Raw genomic sequence first — 4,991 nt, 5'->3', positions numbered from 1 at the left:
CCCGCGGCCGCGCCGCCCGACCGGCGGGAGCCGCCCGACCTGGGCTGCTCCTCACGCCGCGCCCGGGCCTGCTGACCGCCGCGGTTCTCCTTCGGCGCTCCGCCCCGACGCCCACGTCCGCCACCCGGCGCCTCGCCGGACGCCGTGACCTTCTTCGGGCGGTTGTCCACCGCCGGCGCCTTCGAGAACGTCCGCTCGCCCGGTGCCAGCTCCGCCAGCAGCGGGTGACCCGGGCCGAGCTGGGTGGTCGTCGGCTTGATACCGGCCTTGCGCGTGAGGTCGCGCACGTCGCGGACCTGCGCGTCCGTCATCAGCGTCACCACGGTGCCCGAGGCGCCGGCCCGTGCCGTGCGGCCGGAGCGGTGCAGGTACGCCTTGTGCTCGACCGGCGGGTCGGCGTGGATGACCAGCCGGACGTCGTCGACGTGGATGCCGCGGGCCGCGATGTCGGTCGCGACCAGCGTCTTCGCCGTGCCCGACGAGAACGCCTCGAGGTTGCGCGTGCGCGCGTTCTGGCCCAGGTTGCCGTGCAGTTCCACGGCCGGCACGCCCGAGGCCACCAGCTTGCGCGTCAGCGCCTTCGCGCGGCTCTTGGTCCGCGTGAACACCAGCGTGCGGCCCGGCGCCGCGGTCAGGTCGACCAGCACCGGCAGCCGGTGGGTCTCCTCCAGGTGCAGGACGTGGTGCTCCATCGTGGTCACCGGCGACTGCGCCGAGTCGACGCTGTGCAGCACCGGGTCGTCCATGAACCGCTTGACCAGCACGTCGACGCCGTTGTCCAGCGTCGCCGAGAACAGCAGCCGCTGGCCGCGCTCGGGGGTGGCGTCCATGATCCGCCGGACCTCGGGCAGGAAGCCCAGGTCGGCCATGTGGTCGGCCTCGTCCAGCACGGTGATCTCGACGGCGTCGAGCTTCACGTGCCCGGAGCGCATGTGGTCGGCGAGCCGGCCGGGGCAGGCGACGACGATGTCGACGCCGTCACGCAGCTTCGTGATCTGCGGGTTCGCGCTCACGCCGCCGAAGATGGTGGTCGCCTTCAGGCCCAGCGGCCGGGCCAGGGGCAGGATGGACGCCTCGATCTGCGTCGCGAGCTCGCGGGTCGGCGCCAGGATGAGCGCGCGGGGACGGCCGGGCTTGCGCCGCGTCGGGCCCGCGGCGAGGCGGGTCAACACGGGCAGCACGAAGCCGTACGTCTTGCCGGAGCCGGTGCGCCCGCGGCCGAGGACGTCCCGGCCGGCGAGGGTGTGCGGCAGGGTTGCCGCCTGGATGGGGAAGGGCTCGGTGACGCCCTGGGAGGCCAGCGCCGCCACGAGGGGGGTGGGCAGGCCGAGTTCGGCGAAAGTACTCATAAGTCGTGCGGGCACGCGTGTGCCCTGGTCTCCGTAACCTGAGAAGGGTTGTCCTGCCCGGCGCAGACCGGTCAACGGCCGCGGCGCGTGGTAGTCGACAACAGCAGCGGGCCGAGGCAGAACTGAGCGGCCCGCAAGATCAGTGTACCAACCAGCGTGACGTACCCCCAGTGAGATTGCCCGCACTCGCGCGGCCTTGCTAAGTTACCGGTCGGTAATCGAGGAGGACGACCATGCTGCTGAACCCGCGCGAGTACGACCCGGCGCACTTCGACGCCGAGACGCGGCGCCTGCTGCGCGCCACCATCGACTGGTTCGAGCAGCGCGGCAAGGCGAAGCTGACCGAGGACTACCACAACCGCGTCTTCTACGCGGACTTCCTCGAGTTCGCCGGCAAGGAAGGCCTGTTCTCGACGTTCCTGACGCCGTCGGCGAACGGCGGTGGCAACCCGGACAAGCGCTGGGACACCAGCCGCGTCGCGGCGCTGTCGGAAATCCTGGGGTTCTACGGGCTGAACTACTGGTACCCCTGGCAGGTCACGATCCTCGGCCTCGGCCCGGTGTGGCAGAGCGGCAACGAAGCCGCCCGCGAACGCGCCGCGGCCGCGCTGGACGCCGGCGGCGTCGGCGCGTTCGGACTGTCCGAAAAGGACCACGGCGCCGACATCTACTCCTCCGACATGGTGCTCACCAAGGACGGCGACGGCTACCGCGCCACCGGCTCGAAGTACTACATCGGCAACGGCAACTGCGCGCGCACGGTGTCGGTCTTCGGCCGCGTCGACGGCGTCGAGGGGCCGGACCAGTACGTCTTCTTCTACGCCGACTCGGAGCACCCGAACTACCACGTCGTGAAGAACGTCGTGCCCTCGCAGATGTACGTCGCCGAGTTCCGGCTCGAGGACTACCCGGTGCGCGCGGAGGACATCCTGCACGTCGGCGCCGAAGCCTTCAGCGCCGCGCTGAACACGGTCAACATCGGCAAGTTCAACCTCTGCTTCGGCGGCATCGGCATGGCGACGCACTCGCTGTACGAAGCCATCACGCACGCGCACAACCGCGTCCTGTACGGCAAGCCGGTCACGGACTTCCCGCACGTGCGCCGCGAGTTCGTCGAGGCATACGCGCGGCTGACCGCGATGAAGCTGTTCTCCGACCGCGCCGTCGACTACTTCCGCAGCGCGAACGCCGAAGACCGCCGCTACCTGCTCTTCAACCCGATCACCAAGATGAAGGTGACGACCGAGGCGCAGAAGGTGATCGGCCTGGTCGCCGACGTCGTGGCGGCCAAGGGCTTCGAGGCAGACACGTACCTCGCGATGTCCAAGAACGACATCGACGGCCTCCCGAAGCTCGAAGGCACGGTGGCGGTGAACCTCGCGCTGATCGCGAAGTTCATGCCCGCGTACCTGTTCGCGCCGCAGGAGTACGCGCCGGTCGGCACGCGCACCGACGCCGCGGACGACGAGTTCCTCTTCCGCCAGGGCCCGGCGCGCGGCCTGTCGAAGGTCCGCTTCCACGACTGGAAGACCGCCTACGCCGAAGCCGCGCACATCCCGAACGTCGCGCTGTTCACCGAGCAGGCCGGCTACCTCGTCAAGCTGCTCACCGAGGCGGCGCCGGACGAGGCGCAGCAGGCCGACCTCGACTTCGGGCTGGCGCTGACCGAGCTGTTCACGCTCATCGTGTACGGCCAGCTGGTCCTGGAGCAGGCCCGGATCACCGGGCTCGACGACGAGGTCACCGACCAGATCTTCGCGGTGCTGGTGCAGGACTTCAGCGCCGCCGCGGTCGACCTCAACGGCAAGGCGAGCTCGACCGGGGCCCAGCAGGCGATCGCGCTGGCCGCGCTGCGGAAGCCGGTCGTGGACGCCGCGCGGTTCGAGAACGTCTGGGCGCGGGTGCGGGAGCTTTCCGGGGTCTACGCTATGACCCCGTGATGGCACGGAAGTACCGGCTCGGCGTGACGCGCAAGGCCGCGAACGTCGTCGTGACGGCGTTGCTGGCGCGCGGGATCCCGGTCATCGGCGGCACCGGGTTCCTGCTGACCACGCGCGGCCGCCGCAGCGGAGAGGACCGGACCACTCCGGTCAACGTCCTGGCGGTCGGCGGCGAGCGCTGGCTCGTCTCGCCGTACGGGCAGGTCGGCTGGGTGCACAACCTGCGCGCCGACCCGGCCGCGCGGCTCCGGCGCGGCCGCACGCGCGAGACGTGGGAGGTCGAGGAAGCCGACGCGGCGACGGCCGGCCCGGTGCTGCGCGCCTACGTCCGCAAGATCCCGGTGACCGCGCCGTTCTTCGACGCGAAGCTCGGCGACCCGGCGGAGGTTTTCGCCGCGGAAGCCGATCGACACCCGGTGTTCCGCTTGGCAAGATCAAGAGCGTGAACCGAGAGCGGGCGGCGGAGCTGATCTGGGACGCGTGGCAGACCGGGAAGCGCCTCGACGGCCTGCCTGCCGACGCCCGCCCGCGTGACGTCGCCGAAGGCATGGCGGCCCAGGCGGCGCTCGCCGGGCTGGCCGGCCCGGTGTCGGGCTGGAAGATCGCCGCGACCACGGTGTACGCCCGGCAGTACCTGGACGTCCCGGGCCCGCTGCCGGGTGTGGTGTTCGAGCGGTTCCACCACACCGAGGGCGAGCCGGTCCCGGCCGACACGATGACCATGGGCGTCGCCGAACCCGAGTTCGCGTTCCGGCTCAAGGCCGACCCGGGCCTGTCGCCGTCGCTGACCGGGGTCCTCGACGCGGTCGACACGATGTTCCTGGCGGTGGAGCTGCCGGACAGCCGCTACACCGACCACCAGCACGCGGGCGGCCCCCAGCTGCTCGCGGACGTGGCCTGCGCGGGCCGGTTCGTCGAGGGCCGCGCGGTCCCGGGCTGGCGCGACCTGGACCTCCCGCGCCGCCAGGTGGTCCTGCACGCGGACGGCGAAGAGTTCTCTCGCGGCAGTGGAAGCCTGGTGCTGGGCGACCCGCGGCTGGCACTGCACTGGCTGGCGATGGATCTGCCGCGCCACGGCCGTTCCCTGCGCCCGGGCGACATCGTGACGACGGGAACGGCGACACCCCCGTGCCCGATCCGCGCGGGCGGCGAAGTGGTGGCGGACTTCGGCGAGCTGGGCAGCGTGGCAGTGCGGTTCGCCGCATGACGGTCCGGCCGGGATTCCTGGAGCTGGCCGCGGTCGCCGGGGCGCTCGACGCGGGGTTCTGGTGGTTCACGCGCGACCAGCACCAGCCGGCCGCGCGGATCGGCTTCCTCGTCGCCTTCGTGGCGCTGCTGGCCCTGCTCGCGGTGGCCGCGGGGCTGGTGCGCTGGGAGGTCGCGGCCCCGCTCGGCGCGGCGTCGACGTCGGGCCTGCTGTTCGTGGGCGCGGCGGCGATCTTCAGCGTCGGCTTCGGGTTCCTGCTGCTGGCGGTCGGGGAGGCGGCGCTGGTCCACCGTCTGGTGCTGGAGCACTCGCCGTCCGGCTGGCGCGGCGGAACCGGGGTGATCAGCTCGGCGGCGGCCGTGGTTCCGGTGGCCCTGTTCGCTATCGGGCTCTTCGCGCTCCGCTGAGCGCGAAGAGCCCGATCGCCTTTGCCTACTTGCCGAACCCGGCGCGCCGGAGCGCGTCCGCCATCGAGCCGCTGCCGCCGGAGTTGCC

The 4,991-nt window shown here is 71.9% G+C and carries 5 protein-coding genes; 4 read left to right on the top strand and 1 reads right to left on the bottom strand.

Annotated elements, in window-relative coordinates:
- Window positions 1–1,349, bottom strand: a 1,349-nt coding sequence (locus G3I65_RS24210; protein ID WP_160698134.1) for a DEAD/DEAH box helicase, incomplete at its 3' end; no start/stop codon positions are given.
- Between the two features lie 233 nt (window positions 1,350–1,582).
- Between G3I65_RS24210 and G3I65_RS24205 the strand changes: the two genes are divergently transcribed.
- From G3I65_RS24205 to G3I65_RS24190, 4 genes are read left to right on the top strand one after another with little or no spacing between them, the layout of a single operon-like run.
- A complete protein-coding gene (locus G3I65_RS24205) occupies window positions 1,583–3,289 on the top strand; it encodes an acyl-CoA dehydrogenase (protein ID WP_160698133.1) in 1,707 nt (568 codons plus the stop codon).
- Window positions 3,289–3,735 carry a nitroreductase family deazaflavin-dependent oxidoreductase gene (locus G3I65_RS24200; protein WP_166640510.1) on the top strand — a complete coding sequence of 149 codons (447 nt, stop codon included), beginning with the start codon at window positions 3,289–3,291 and terminating at the stop codon, window positions 3,733–3,735. Before G3I65_RS24205 ends, G3I65_RS24200 begins: the two co-directional genes overlap by 1 nt.
- On the top strand, window positions 3,732–4,496 hold the full coding sequence (locus tag G3I65_RS24195; RefSeq protein WP_160698131.1) for a 2-keto-4-pentenoate hydratase: 765 nt from the start codon (window positions 3,732–3,734) through the stop codon (window positions 4,494–4,496). Before G3I65_RS24200 ends, G3I65_RS24195 begins: the two co-directional genes overlap by 4 nt.
- A complete protein-coding gene (locus G3I65_RS24190) occupies window positions 4,493–4,903 on the top strand; it encodes a hypothetical protein (protein WP_160698130.1) in 411 nt (136 codons plus the stop codon). The genes G3I65_RS24195 and G3I65_RS24190 overlap by 4 nt, the downstream gene beginning before the upstream one ends.
- Window positions 4,904–4,991 lie beyond the last annotated feature (88 nt).

The sequence above is a fragment of the Amycolatopsis sp. SID8362 genome, from assembly GCF_010550475.1.
Lineage (GTDB): Bacteria > Actinomycetota > Actinomycetes > Mycobacteriales > Pseudonocardiaceae > Amycolatopsis > Amycolatopsis eburnea.
The sequence above is the reverse complement of the archived record's forward strand: the minus strand, read 5'-3'. Positions and strand labels throughout refer to the sequence as shown.